Origin of the sequence: Citrobacter sp. MGH100, assembly GCF_001034465.1 — a bacterium.
In the GTDB taxonomy this organism is placed as follows: Bacteria; Pseudomonadota; Gammaproteobacteria; order Enterobacterales; family Enterobacteriaceae; genus Citrobacter; species Citrobacter youngae.
In genome coordinates this window covers 691,374-703,242 of the sequence record NZ_KQ089800.1, presented here as the reverse complement: position 1 = coordinate 703,242, position 11,869 = coordinate 691,374, and the positions used below count along the sequence as shown (strand labels likewise).

Here is an 11,869-nt window from a genome sequence, read left to right as displayed (position 1 = left end):
TGTATTCTCCTGAATGCGTCGCGGAGGTTCCGCCGTAACTCATGACATTTCAGTCACATTACTATTTAGCAAATCAGCTTTCAAATTTTATGAAATTAAGTTTCATAAAATATCGAGATGCTCACGGTTTTTGCACCAGCCTTCAGATTTAACTCATAAACAGGGTGTCGTTGTGATTAATCGCAGGTGATCTTCTGGCTATTCAGGCCATTGACTAGCCGTGATGTATGTCAGGATAGCGTATCACCGATTTTTCAGAGCGATTTCATGAAGACCTTTATTCTTGCCCTCTTACCGCTCATGCTGACGGGATGTACCATCACCAGACAGGCTCAGGTCAGCGAAGCCAGCAGCATTACCGGCGTGGTTCGTCTGACTTACAACCAGGCCATGCTACAAACAGCACGTACAGACGATTATGTTGCTCAGGGAACGGCGACAAAAGCATGTCAGCGCATGGGTTATGCCAGTGCAGTCGGATTTGGCCAGCCGGTTGCGACCTGCAGCGTTTATGCGGGTTCTCTGTGTTTGAATACCAAAATCACGCTGTCCTGGCAGTGTCACGGTGTTGCCGTACCACAAACTTCCACTTTCCATTATTAATCATTCCGACCAGCACATCTGCTGGTCATCTATTCTATTTTTATTTATATCATCAATTTAATAGCGTTAATGCGTTTTATTCCCATTCGCATTTTTAATAAATAAATTTATTATTTTACCTTTTGCAAATAATTAAATAACAAATTATAGTGGCGCCACGTCAATATATAATAACGTTCGTGGAGCAGAACCATGCTGAAAACAGAAATGATCGACAAACTGAATGAGCAAATGAATCTTGAATTATATTCATCCCTGCTCTACCAACAGATGAGTGCGTGGTGCAGCTATCACAGCTTCGAAGGTGCCGCCGCGTTTCTGCGTCGCCACGCCCAGGAAGAAATGACGCACATGCAGCGTCTGTTCGATTACCTGACGGATACCGGCAGCCTGCCGCGTATTAATACTGTTTCTTCACCGTTTGCAGAATATGCGTCCCTGGATGAGCTGTTCCGTGTAACCTATGAGCACGAACAATTGATCACGCAGAAAATTAATGAACTGGCGCATGCGGCAATGACCCACCAGGATTATCCGACCTTTAATTTCCTGCAATGGTATGTTGCTGAGCAGCATGAAGAAGAGAAGTTATTTAAATCTGTCATCGATAAGTTATCGCTGGCCGGTAAAAGTGGCGAAGGTCTTTATTTCATCGATAAAGAACTGGCAACCCTTGATACACAGAATTAATGTTGTTGGGTAACGGTGGCTGTTTGCCACCGTTATTCGAGAATCTTAGTGACGGCAGATCTTGCTTTCATGCGTAGAGAAGCCGTCTTCTTTGGCAATAAACTTCCCCTTCGCCGCTAAAAACGCGACCAGCTCACCCGCCGTCATGCTTTCTGCTGAACAGGTGTGAAAACGTGCCTGCTCACCAAAACGCGCGGTAATTGCCGCCTCAAGGCTGGCATGTGAATACTGCTCACCAGATTCAATCATCATGTTGAGCACCTCGTGACCGTGAATAGATTCCATACTACCTCCTCAATAAAGCCCGTAGCCTAATGTGAACCGTACAACGCTGCTTTGCGCTAACGCAGGTTTATGCGGGCAGAGAGCAGATAAATATCATTTTTAATACATCTTAAGCCCCAAACATCTGTAAACATTAATATACAGCACTTGTAACGGTGATTTGACGAAAATAACGTTATGCCTTAACCTGCGCCGCAGATATAACCGTTGATTATCTCTGGGACAGAGGAAAGCGTGAAAAACAGAACCCTGGGTAGTATTTTTATCGTGGCGGGAACCACGATTGGTGCCGGTATGTTGGCAATGCCGCTGGCGGCGGCAGGCGTGGGGTTTAGCGTCACGCTGGTGTTGTTGGTTGGGTTATGGGCCCTGATGTGCTACACCGCGCTGTTGCTACTTGAAGTGTACCAGCATGTACCGGCAGACACCGGGCTTGGCACACTGGCAAAACGCTATCTGGGTCGATACGGGCAGTGGGTAACGGGCTTTAGCATGATGTTCTTGATGTATGCCCTGACCGCCGCCTACATCAGTGGTGCAGGCGAGCTGCTGGCCTCCAGCATCAGCGACTGGACCGGAACCAGCATCTCGCCCACCACAGGCGTATTGCTGTTCACCTTTGTTGCCGGTGGCGTGGTATGCGTCGGGACTTCACTGGTTGATTTATTCAATCGTCTGTTGTTCAGCGCCAAAATCATCTTCCTGGTGGTAATGCTCGCGCTGTTGATGCCGCATATTCATAAGGTGAACTTGCTTACCCTGCCGCTTCAACAAGGCCTGGCGCTTTCCGCGATCCCGGTTATTTTTACCTCATTTGGTTTTCACGGTAGCGTGCCCAGCATCGTCAGCTATATGAACGGCAACATCCGTAAACTGCGCTGGGTGTTTATCAGCGGTAGCGCCATCCCGTTAGTAGCCTATATTTTCTGGCAACTGGCCACGCTCGGTAGCATTAACTCGTCAACATTTATGGGACTTTTAGCCAATCACGCTGGCTTAAACGGTTTGTTACAGGCATTACGTGAAGTCGTGGCTTCGCCGCACGTCGAACTGGCGGTGCATCTGTTTGCCGACCTCGCACTGGCAACCTCTTTCCTCGGTGTCGCACTGGGGTTATTTGATTACCTGGCAGATCTCTTTCAACGCCGTAATAGTGTGGCCGGCAGAATGCAAACTGGCGTCGTGACGTTCCTGCCACCGCTGGCATTTGCTCTTTTCTATCCGCGAGGTTTTGTCATGGCGCTGGGATATGCAGGCGTTGCTCTGGCCGTTTTGGCTCTGTTGATCCCCTCCATGCTGGCCTGGCGGAGCAGAAAGCACAATCCACAGGCAAACTACCGCGTAGTGGGTGGCACGCCAGCGCTGGCGCTGGTCTTTATTTGCGGTATCGTGGTGATAGCAGTGCAGTTTTCTATTGCAGCAGGATTACTACCAGAAGTGGGTTAAAACAAAGGGGCTTACGCCCCTCTCTCTTAATGCAGGCAGCACTGTTTATATTTTTTACCACTGCCGCACGGGCATGGGTCGTTGCGCCCCACTTTGGCATCCACTTTCACCGGTACTTTGACTGGCGTTTCCTGAGGATGCGCCATCCAGTAAGCGTGCAGATCCAGAGCCGCCAGACGAATGGCATCGACGCTCGCTTCAAATGCCTCTGGCGTCAGTTTCTCTACCACCTCGAAGTTTTCTTCTGTCCCGTGTAGCGCAATAGCATCGAGAGCGGGTTTCAGTGAATCAGGTAGCGTTGACCAATCCGACAACGCGACGCCTCGCATATAACCAAAGCACCACTCTTCAACGATAGTCAGCTCATGCTCTTCAATTTCACGCAGGCCGAACAGCGGTTCAAACTGCTCCGGGAACTCATCCAGACGATCGGCCGTATCCGCCATATGCTGGAACGCCAGATTCATAAAACGCGCCATTTCTTTTTCGGAGGACCAGCGCGGAACATACTGTGCACCGCCCCATATAGCGACCAGCCACTGCTCCGGCTCGATCTCATACGGTGAACTGAGCACCGCCGTCAGTAAGCCATCCAGCTCTGACACATCCAGAATAGACTTGTCCGTATTGTACTTAGTCAGCACATCATCCAGCCATTCCAGCTCGCTCTCGTTTAGTGGTCCCGTTTTCATAACGCTTTTCCTTAGTAAAAATTCTTGCCTATGATTATCTTACATGGCTGGTGGGATAGCAGATCCAAATGGGCATGAGCGGCTTACAGGTACCGCCAATTCAGGTTAACAGGAAACGAGGGGAATTCCGGTAGTTAACGCACAAAAGGGAGCATCAGCCGCGGGGCATCATACGCGGAAAACAGAACAAAACCACCCGAAGGTGGTTTATTGTGGCTCAATACGGTTCAACGTTGCGGTATATCCCGTTTTCGCCACCGCGTTAAGTAGCGTATCCGTAGAAAATCCCTCCGGGACGATAGCCTCTGCCTGCCGGGTCTTGAGCGAAGATTTGGCTTTAATCACCCCATCAGTTTCACGTAACGCCTGATTGACCGAAATGACACATAACGAGCAGGTCATATTTTGGATATCCAGCACCACTTTCTGATTGGCAGCCTGAGTCCACAATGGCAACAGCAAACATGCGATTAACGTAATAATCTTCACTCAAACACCTCATAAAACCAGGCCACGATCGTGGGGTAAAACAACACGGGCAGAATCAGCGCCAACGCACACCAGTAAAGAACGCGCGCTTGCTTCAGGGACAGCCATCCGGAACACCATAGCTTTTTAGAAAAGTAGAGTCGCCAGAAAACGCGTAATAATAGCCCTAAGGACAGCAACATCAGAGGAACGCGCAGAAACTCAAACTGAGTGAACACGGCAAAGCTCGCCGCCGAAATACCAAACAGCAGATACAGTAGCGGTCCGACGCAACATAAGCCAGCCGTGACGGCAGCCGCGGCGGCCGTCAGCAGGGTCAATCCCGCCCCTTTAGCGTTGTTCTGTTGCGACATAGTGGTAAGAGAACGCTTTCGGGTCATAGAAATTGATGGGGTCACCGTCAACTTCAGCATAAGGATAACCAAAGTTGTTCATCGCTCCCTGCTCAGTAGCCGGGTACAGTTCAAAATCACGACCATAGTTGAAGCCAACCCAGTTCATTTCCCAGTTGCCAAACAGATAGGTATTCACTGCCTGGACGTCCGCATCCTGATGCGTTTTTTTCTCCGCCAGACGCATTTTGGTTACATCGGCCGGATCGCATGGTAACCAACCGTAACCCGCCAGGTAGAACTCCGCACGGCAGTGCTGTCCCCCGCTAACATCAGCAACACCTGCACTGTCGGCTTTGCCAAATGCGCTTTTTGAGTAGCGCTCCAGCTTGTTTGCTTTCCCCAGACGAATCCCGAACAATTCACGTGCAGGAATGCCGCTGGCTCGGGCCAGGGCGACAAAAACTGAGCTCATGTCGGTGCATTTGCCCTTGAGCTTTCCGCTTTTCAAAATCTCCGCGACATCCCCGGTTCCGCAGCCGATAACGTCATTATCACGCTCCATATGACTGCTCACCCACTCGTATATCAGGCGAGCTTTTTTCAGCGGATCTTGTTCATTACCGGTAATTTTACGCGCCGTTTCCAGGACCTGCCCATCAATCGGTGTGTGCGTTGTTGGCAGCAGATACGGTTTTGCATCCAGCGGATACGTAATCTGTTCCGGTGCTTGCCAGTTTTTTAGCGCGTCATGTTGCAGTGGTTCCCAATCGGCTGTCTCAATGTCGAGATCAACCTTGATCAGCAGTTCTCCCTGCGAGTCAGGCCAACTGGCAAACAACGTTTTCGCGCCATAAGCATTGTTGGTTGTGACGTACGCCTGTTTATAATTGCCGCTAAAAGCAAGATTCGTCATTTGCTGGAATGCGGTATCGACCGGCAAAGGGATCCACAACTTCACGACACCATTCGACCCCTTTGGTGGGTTGAGCTTATACGTTTGCGATAGCACAAAGCGCCGACGTGCCACAGGCATGATTGCAGGCTCAGCAGCCTGGACCGTGCGGCTAACAATCGAAGGGCCGACTATACCGGCGGCGGAAAGGAGAACGCTATTTTTGAGAAATTGTCGACGTTGCATTGCTGTCTGTCCATGTTATGAGAGTTGAGCGGCGGCTGAATAACAAACCGTAGGCGATCATCACAGCAGACAGACGCTTCCATAAAAAGGCGAGTCGATGGAGGTTATTCATCAATAACAGACCTGTTAACTGTGAATGAAATAAGAAACTACGTGGTCGCCATTAAGCCACTTACCGGCGAGAAAGTACAGTAATGGCGGCATGAAGATCCCTCATTCTCATTAAGGAAAGACCGCCGAAAACCTGTCTATATTTAAACGCAGGCACTTCCACATGTAGTCCTCCGCTTTCATGTTTCATACACTGAGGGGAAGTCAAAATGGCGATGAGAATACTGTCTATTGATGGCGGTGGCATCAGAGGCATCCTGCCAGGTATGCTATTAGTCGCACTGGAGAAAAAGTTACAAGAAAAAGCAAAAAAGCCAACAGCAAGAATCGCTGATTATTTCGATTTAGTTGCAGGCACCAGTACTGGTGCCATCCTCTGTTCTGCCTATGTGTGTCCCGACGCGACAGGAAACCCCAAATTTTCCGCACAGGAAGCCGTCAACTTCTATCTTCAGGACGGCGATGAGATTTTTGACGTCGGCATTTGGAAAAACATCACTTCATTAGGCGGTGTCAGTGATGAAAAATACTCGGCAACAGAACTGGAGCGAGTATTAAAAACAGCCTTCGGTGATACGAAACTGAGTGAATTATTAAAACCAACCTGCTTTGTTGCTTATGATGTCAGCAGTCGTCTTCCTGTGATCTTCAAACAACACTCTGCCGTAGCCAAAAAAAGGGATTTTTTGGTCAGAGATGTTTTACGTGGTACCTCCGCAGCACCGACGTACTTCGAAGCAGCGCGTATTTACTCACTTCCCCCATTGCCGCAAAAGTATGTCCTGGTCGATGGTGGTGTCGTGGCGAACGATCCAGCACTGTGTGCCTATTCCGAGGCGATTAAGTTTTCAAACGTCGCTGGCATCAAAGACATGATCATTGTCTCTCTGGGTACCGGTAAAAAGCTGCAGGGTTATTCATATTCAGAGGTTAAAGACTGGGGACCCTTTGGCTGGGCGAAACCCGCTATCGATATCGCGCTCGAAGGCGGTCCGCAGATGACTGCCTACTATTTACAACAAATCGCCTCAACGGTAAAAAACGCAAAATATTACAGGCTTCAACCCGAATTATATGGTGCCGATCCAACGCTGGATAACGCATCGCGAGAGAATTTAGAACGGCTGCATAACGCAGGACTGCAAAATGCAGCGGAATTCGACAAGACGTTAAATGAAATTGCTGCATTGTTAGTTAGCAACGGCGGGATTTTTAACTTTCAGGGATAAAACAGCCCCTGAGAACAGAGAACTAGAACCTATCCTGGCAGACGTCATTGGCGCAAACAGTTTGAGCACTGCCCAGCGGCGAAATGGCAAGCAAAATAGCCCTGATGGGATAGGTTCTGAATCAAAATATATACACATGGGTGCCAAGTTTACGGGCTAATCCCTTCGCTCCCTCGCGCATTACCGTATCGTGGTTCCAGCGAAATACCGGCGCCGCCAGTGGGGCAAGTATATTCATCCAACGAATCGTGGTTCGTACATTCCAGTCGTACCTGACAATCGTCTCCTTACCGGTATCAATAAAAGACCATACCCCGCGCCCTTCAACCTCGCCGCTGGCAGCACCTTCAAGAAGAGAGTACTGCATAATATTTAATACATTGATATCAAAGGTTAAACGATACGGAAGTACACCCTTCCAGGTGTAACGATGCAACGCTCCGATCCCCTGTATATCGCCTTTCTTGATCTCAACAACACGCTCAAGGCTTCTCCACCATTCTGGCCACTGATCCGGGTGGGAGAAAACATCCCAGACATCCTGCAGTGAAGCCTCAACCCGCCAGACTGTGGAAAACTGATAGTCAGTCATCGCCTTCTCTCCCCTATGGGGTGAAAAATCTGCGGCACCTGCCTGTGCTACGAACAGGCATAATCACCTGTGAGCTGTTTTTATTATAGTGCTTAATACAGCCAGGCCCTCCAGAATCACCGCCTCAGCCGCCAGAAAATGGTTTTACCGCCCGGATTAGAGCGCCATTAAACGCTATACTTTAATAGCCACATTATTTATGAGTATTTATCATGAAACTGCCACGGGTATTTTCATGCGCCGTCCTTGCACTACTGCTGTTGACGTCTTCATCTGTTGCAGCCGGCACATTGCAACGTCAGGCTCAACGAGAGCAAGAATTGAGTGCTGCGTTAGCTGCCGGCAATGGCGTTATCGTGATTGGCGGCGCGGATGATTTTGCGTTTACGCTCAGAGCCCGTAGCCGGATCCACAGACCCTTTGCGATTGAGGATGGCATTAACGATCCCCTCATAATGAGCGGTTTTCAGAACCATAACCCCGCCCGTGATGGGTTCATGAACAACCCGGCCCGGGGAGGGTTTATGCTGAGCACGCCTATTCGCCGATAAGCGAATGGGCTAAATCATGTTGGTGACTGGGCCGTTTTGGCGGTTTTGCTTTATTGGTGGGTATTGTGACGCACGCTATTAGCTGTCAGTAAGTTTCAGGCACAAAAAAACCACCCGTAGGTGGTTTCACGACACTGCTTATTGCTTTGATTATTCTGTTCTTTCCCATGGTACCCGGAGTGGGACTTGAACCTACACAGCGCGAACGCCGAGGGATTTTAAATCACACGTGTTATTGATGTTTATCAGACAAATACGTGATTTTTTCGCCATTAATACGCTATTCAATAATCAGATTTATCAATCAGTTAGGATTTACAAAAATTCATAATGGCGAAGATTTTTTCTAACTTAGGAACGGTTTTCGAGACCGTCCTGATCTATATAAAACTCATAAAATCACCTTCGATATTGAGAAAATTGTTTATTGTTTGTACTCGGTTTTTTCAGCGAGTTATGTAAATCATAAATGTTATTTTCTCATCATTTTTTTAGGTTTAGGAGATGGTTCCGCGCTATCCGTCGTCGTACCGGTGCCATGACCCCTCCGACGACGCCAGAGAGGGGGCTGAAATCTGGCGATGCCGACTTTAATATATTAATGTTCCCGAAATTTGGCGCTTTTCATATGGGCGGCGTACTTCCCGAATTACGGGGTAAATCTACTCGTGGGTGGGATGATTGTCGAAGGGTTGATTCAGGACGTTCCATTTCATCTGTTCGGATGGGTAACTTAATGGCTTTATCTATTTCGGCTAGAATACAGAATGATGTCTTAAGCATTACACACTTATATGCCCAACCTTCTGACTACAAAACTTTGAGGGATGGATTCGAGGGTATCTACCAGAACCCTTTTGGCATCAGCAGAACGTCTTCAAATGATACAACGTCATTTTCTATCTCAGCATTAGTTACAATCGTAAACGAACAATCTGTAGTGGGTGGTTTAGCATAGGCACGCAACGTATCATTTAACTATACCGTCAGTGCAATTTATGAAGTTCACTTCAGCACCCGCAATTATTTGCGGGTTATTATTAAATCTTTTATATAAATCATTTTATTTTAGGGAATTTGAAACCTACATTAGGTATCAAGTATGCATGCTCGTCAGTAGCCAACTCTGAAGGCGGTAAGTTATCCATTAACTGAAACTCAATCATATACTTCTTGAAGTTTTTTCCTCTTTCAGTAAAAGAGTTGTAATATATTAGATACAATTCTTGATTCGATATCTGAGCCCTGATTAGTTTGGCGTAGAGGTCTTTGTTATCCATTTCATGCTCTGATAAAAAACGCAATATGTTGTATAAAAACCTAAAGTAATGAGCAAGTTGGTAACCTTCATTAAGATAAAATCTATCATATGAGTCGCTAATTTTTTCAGCGTTAGACTTTTCATCCACACCACGACTCCTGAAAATATCTTCTAATTTATCTATCATAACATGCATTAATTCTCGACCGCGAAGTGTTCGGGTTGTGCCTGCCAAAATAAGATGCTCTTGATATATATCATTTAATATTTGATTGTGAATTTTTAGCATTTGAAAGAATGAATTTTCAAACCCTTGCTTAATAATTTCTTTCCTAGCATCCTCAGCCTCTTTTCTCTGTATTTTAATCTCTTCTCCTTGCTGTTTAAAAACATCTTTTTGAATAGCTATTGTTAAAGCTACCCCAGCAAAAGCTAATGCAGAAAAGAGGGAGGTTAAAACACCAAAGCTATCGCCGAAAACCCCTGCATTTGTTATTGAGTATTGTGTTATAGGAGATAGTATAATTATCAGAAAAACACCGTATGCAATAATACAAGTTACAGCACCAATCCCTGCCAAAATGGCAAATTTCATATCTCTAGACATTCAATATCTCCTTATTATTTGAAGAGAAAGTTATCATAAAAGAGAAGGTCCTTCAACATAACTTATGAATTGCAAGGTCTTCTCCAACACAAAATATTGGGATAAAGCCAAAGAACTATCCCAACGTTAAAGAATGTCAGATCATCGGACAATTATCATCCTCAACGCGGTTATGAGGAACGTCCCGACTCCCAATAGTTCGACACCATCCAGTGCCCCCCTCAAACGCCTTCCATCAGACGTTCGAAGTCATATGCCACGACCTTCAGGGCATTCGAGCTTTCAATCCTTTTGACGACCAGGTCTGCAACTTCGAACCTGTGCGTGCGGCGCAGCATTACATAGTCGAATTCACACTAATATATTGAAAAATATAAAATAATAATGTTTTCAAACTATCGCTGATGCCCTGTAACTTCTATTTGTAAGTCATTGATTATCTAAACGATGTTTACAGTTTTGGGGAAAGGTATCTATTCAGCTTTGAAACTACTTGATTTTGCTTTGGCTAGTACTTTATAGCGTGAATTATAGACCAACCTGCCTTGAATAGACATCAGGGTCTTCGGACAGTTATGAGTGAGGAGCGGACTTAACTATTGTATTTAAGTACAAAACTAAGTCCCACTCCAACACTATTCTTTTGTTACCTTTACATTGCCTATTTAAATTCTGTGCTGATTGCTTGAGAAACTATCAACTTGTGATTTTCTACGGTTTTCTGCGATAATATTCATTGCCGCATTTTGATGCCATGAGATTTTGGATAAAAAATTATTCTTTGAAAAGGATTCCTCTAACTCCCCTAAAAAAGAGTCAAGCCACCAATAGTATTCCCACCCTTTAGACGTAAGTAAAGACCTAAAAGAAAAATCAACAGAAATTTTTAATTGTGCATCAAAAATAGATATTGAATTGAACGTCTTTCCCATATATAGCTCAGTAAATCTTCTTGGCAAAACACTATTGCACCCACTAAATATTGGTCGAAATCTAAGTTTAAATCTCTTGGTAATTATACTAATAGAGGTATCTTCTTCTCGAATAATGGAACTTCCTTTCGGTAGTACCATTTCGAAATTTTCAAAAATTGCACCGTCCTTACCAGTTGCATAAATTACTTTTCCATTGGACGGATTAGAATCATAATCGATAAATTTTTCGCGTTCTTCCATTGGTCTTGAGAACATATCAATGTATCTATTTTTTAATAAAATATCCGGAATGTGTTCTCTTTCTAAAGTGACTAAATTTTCTTCTGAAAATAATGGATTATTGTCAAAATGGCCACTTAGATGCATAGATAGAAGATCAAGGACATAGTATTCCATGGCTTCCGTTAGTAGATCGTTTGCCTTTGGTCTTACTCCACTGATTGCTTTATTTTTGGCAAAAGAAAAACTTGGTCCCAAAGATTCATTAGTCCATATTTTATGAAGCGCATTATTCTCAGCGCAAAGGGCTTTTATATAACCACTTACTTCCTCCGCGAAGTTATAACCTTCAATTTCTAGTAATTCTTTAGTGTTTTTTTCTATGCAGATCACACCTTCGTAATCATATTTACCACTAACAATGGGATGGGAATTTCGTAAAAAAACCACTAACCCTATAAATATAAGCAGGCTACCAAAAAAAATTAAATTAGGAAATGAGAGGTTAAAATACCCAGCAATCCCTGATGAAAAAAAATTCACCCCCAAAGTAAGGAAAATTGCTATAATCAACACTTCGAATAAGTTTGTTTTGAAGGCCAGTAAATCTGCTATTGTTTTATTACTCATTAAAGAGTCTCCAAAGACTAGCGTTTATTAAATAATAAGGTTTGGCAAAAACGAGG

Annotated in this window: 13 protein-coding genes and 1 pseudogene; 4 read left to right on the top strand and 10 right to left on the bottom strand. The window is 45.4% G+C overall.

What is annotated here, in order from left to right; genetic code table 11:
* Positions 1-267: 267 nt before the first annotated feature.
* Both yecR and ftnA read left to right on the top strand, forming a co-directional pair.
* A complete protein-coding gene (gene yecR / locus SK32_RS03320) occupies positions 268-603 on the top strand; it encodes a YecR family lipoprotein (protein ID WP_048211338.1) in 336 nt (111 codons plus the stop codon).
* 192 nt (positions 604-795) lie between these two features.
* On the top strand, positions 796-1,293 hold the full coding sequence (gene ftnA / locus SK32_RS03315; protein ID WP_005127719.1) for a non-heme ferritin: 498 nt from the start codon (positions 796-798) through the stop codon (positions 1,291-1,293).
* 45 nt (positions 1,294-1,338) lie between these two features.
* Here ftnA and SK32_RS03310 read toward each other — a convergent pair whose 3' ends face one another.
* Positions 1,339-1,578: a YecH family metal-binding protein gene (locus SK32_RS03310; protein WP_048211337.1), complete on the bottom strand. Its 240-nt coding sequence runs from the start codon at positions 1,576-1,578 to the stop codon at positions 1,339-1,341.
* 234 nt (positions 1,579-1,812) lie between these two features.
* On the opposite strand from SK32_RS03310, the gene tyrP reads away from it, so the two are divergent.
* Complete coding sequence (gene tyrP / locus SK32_RS03305; RefSeq protein ID WP_048211336.1) at positions 1,813-3,024, top strand: tyrosine transporter TyrP; 1,212 nt, start codon at positions 1,813-1,815, stop codon at positions 3,022-3,024.
* 26 nt (positions 3,025-3,050) lie between these two features.
* Here the strand turns inward: tyrP and SK32_RS03300 are convergent, their stop codons facing one another.
* The 4 genes from SK32_RS03300 to SK32_RS03285 all read right to left on the bottom strand — a co-directional run bounded on the left by SK32_RS03300 (position 3,051) and on the right by SK32_RS03285 (position 5,678).
* On the bottom strand, positions 3,051-3,716 hold the full coding sequence (locus SK32_RS03300; RefSeq protein WP_048211335.1) for a YecA/YgfB family protein: 666 nt from the start codon (positions 3,714-3,716) through the stop codon (positions 3,051-3,053).
* A gap of 207 nt (positions 3,717-3,923) precedes the next feature.
* The gene (locus tag SK32_RS03295; protein WP_048211334.1) at positions 3,924-4,205 is read right to left on the bottom strand and encodes a heavy-metal-associated domain-containing protein; all 282 of its coding nucleotides are present in this window, start codon (positions 4,203-4,205) and stop codon (positions 3,924-3,926) included.
* Positions 4,202-4,558: a mercuric transporter MerT family protein gene (locus tag SK32_RS03290; protein WP_048211333.1), complete on the bottom strand. Its 357-nt coding sequence runs from the start codon at positions 4,556-4,558 to the stop codon at positions 4,202-4,204. Before SK32_RS03290 ends, SK32_RS03295 begins: the two co-directional genes overlap by 4 nt.
* Positions 4,536-5,678, bottom strand: coding sequence for a transglutaminase-like domain-containing protein (locus SK32_RS03285; protein ID WP_048211332.1), 1,143 nt, complete (start codon positions 5,676-5,678; stop codon positions 4,536-4,538). Before SK32_RS03285 ends, SK32_RS03290 begins: the two co-directional genes overlap by 23 nt.
* A gap of 320 nt (positions 5,679-5,998) precedes the next feature.
* Between SK32_RS03285 and SK32_RS03280 the strand changes: the two genes are divergently transcribed.
* The gene (locus SK32_RS03280; RefSeq protein WP_048211331.1) at positions 5,999-7,018 is read left to right on the top strand and encodes a patatin-like phospholipase family protein; all 1,020 of its coding nucleotides are present in this window, start codon (positions 5,999-6,001) and stop codon (positions 7,016-7,018) included.
* A 121-nt stretch (positions 7,019-7,139) separates the two neighbouring features.
* Here the strand turns inward: SK32_RS03280 and SK32_RS03275 are convergent, their stop codons facing one another.
* From SK32_RS03275 to SK32_RS03260, 5 genes and pseudogenes are all read right to left on the bottom strand, one after another.
* A complete protein-coding gene (locus SK32_RS03275) occupies positions 7,140-7,610 on the bottom strand; it encodes an SRPBCC family protein (protein ID WP_048211330.1) in 471 nt (156 codons plus the stop codon).
* A 332-nt stretch (positions 7,611-7,942) separates the two neighbouring features.
* Positions 7,943-8,086, bottom strand: coding sequence for a hypothetical protein (locus SK32_RS25905; RefSeq protein WP_156182745.1), 144 nt, complete (start codon positions 8,084-8,086; stop codon positions 7,943-7,945).
* A 1,133-nt stretch (positions 8,087-9,219) separates the two neighbouring features.
* The gene (locus tag SK32_RS03270; RefSeq protein ID WP_048211329.1) at positions 9,220-10,029 is read right to left on the bottom strand and encodes a putative phage abortive infection protein; all 810 of its coding nucleotides are present in this window, start codon (positions 10,027-10,029) and stop codon (positions 9,220-9,222) included.
* Between the two features lie 221 nt (positions 10,030-10,250).
* Positions 10,251-10,370, bottom strand: a pseudogene (locus tag SK32_RS26365) (hypothetical protein); the annotation flags it as partial.
* 324 nt (positions 10,371-10,694) lie between these two features.
* Positions 10,695-11,813, bottom strand: a complete 1,119-nt coding sequence (locus SK32_RS03260; RefSeq protein ID WP_048211327.1) for a hypothetical protein — start codon at positions 11,811-11,813, stop codon at positions 10,695-10,697.
* Between the last annotated feature and the right edge of the window lie 56 nt (positions 11,814-11,869).

Bases quoted from the DNA above. Each gene is read 5' to 3' on its own strand.
- SK32_RS03260 (WP_048211327.1), bottom strand. From the start codon at position 11,813: ATGAGTAATAAAACAATAGCAGATTTACTGGCCTTCAAAACAAACTTA.
- SK32_RS03285 (WP_048211332.1), bottom strand. From the start codon at position 5,678: ATGCAACGTCGACAATTTCTCAAAAATAGCGTTCTCCTTTCCGCCGCC.
- yecR (WP_048211338.1), top strand. From the start codon at position 268: ATGAAGACCTTTATTCTTGCCCTCTTACCGCTCATGCTGACGGGATGT.
- ftnA (WP_005127719.1), top strand. From the start codon at position 796: ATGCTGAAAACAGAAATGATCGACAAACTGAATGAGCAAATGAATCTT.
- SK32_RS03275 (WP_048211330.1), bottom strand. From the start codon at position 7,610: ATGACTGACTATCAGTTTTCCACAGTCTGGCGGGTTGAGGCTTCACTG.
- SK32_RS03270 (WP_048211329.1), bottom strand. From the start codon at position 10,029: ATGTCTAGAGATATGAAATTTGCCATTTTGGCAGGGATTGGTGCTGTA.
- SK32_RS25905 (WP_156182745.1), bottom strand. From the start codon at position 8,086: ATGGTTCTGAAAACCGCTCATTATGAGGGGATCGTTAATGCCATCCTC.
- SK32_RS03300 (WP_048211335.1), bottom strand. From the start codon at position 3,716: ATGAAAACGGGACCACTAAACGAGAGCGAGCTGGAATGGCTGGATGAT.
- SK32_RS03290 (WP_048211333.1), bottom strand. From the start codon at position 4,558: ATGTCGCAACAGAACAACGCTAAAGGGGCGGGATTGACCCTGCTGACG.
- SK32_RS03280 (WP_048211331.1), top strand. From the start codon at position 5,999: ATGGCGATGAGAATACTGTCTATTGATGGCGGTGGCATCAGAGGCATC.
- SK32_RS03310 (WP_048211337.1), bottom strand. From the start codon at position 1,578: ATGGAATCTATTCACGGTCACGAGGTGCTCAACATGATGATTGAATCT.